We start from the raw sequence: 588 nt of genomic DNA, 5'->3' as shown, positions 1-588 counted from the left end.
TAATATAGCGGTAGTAATTGCTGGATCGCCTAATAACTCACCCCATTCTTTAGGAGCCTTGTTAGAAGTAAGTATAATACTTGAAGTGTTGTATAAATCGTTTATTAGATGAAAGAATAGGTTTGCTTCATCTTGATTTATAGCCATGAACATTAGATCATCGATGACTACTAAATCGGCTTTGCGAATTCTTTTCATCCTTGTTTGTGACTTACGTGTAATTTCCTCTGTTTTTAATGTATGAATTAATTCTCCCATGGAAGTAAAAATCACCTTATAGCCTTGATGAATTGCTTGTATTCCTAGGCCGACCGCCAGATGTGTTTTACCAACACCTGGAGGTCCTAACAAGATAATGTTGTAAAGTTGCTCTATCCACAGTAACTCTTTTAATTTATTAAACTCTTTCTTACTCATAGATTGTTGTTCATTCAAATCAAATTGCTCTAGGGTTTTATAATAAGGGAATGTAGCCCATTTAAGACGTTTTTCGATTTGTTTTTCTTCACGCTTTTTTTGCTCATAGCTCAAGATATCCATTAAAAAGGCTGCGTAAGTCACATTATCTTTTTCTGCCTTTTCTAACAA

General features: G+C 34.2%; 1 protein-coding gene. It reads right to left on the bottom strand.

The window, feature by feature from the left end:
* Positions 1-588 (bottom strand): IS21-like element helper ATPase IstB (istB, locus tag GJS40_RS01185; RefSeq protein ID WP_270895507.1); only part of this gene is annotated, 588 nt, incomplete at both ends.

This window comes from Aliibacillus thermotolerans (assembly GCF_027853235.1).
In the GTDB taxonomy this organism is placed as follows: domain Bacteria; phylum Bacillota; class Bacilli; order Bacillales; family Marinococcaceae; genus Aliibacillus; species Aliibacillus thermotolerans.
Note: the sequence above shows the minus strand (reverse complement) of the source record. Positions and strands in the feature narration are given on the sequence as shown.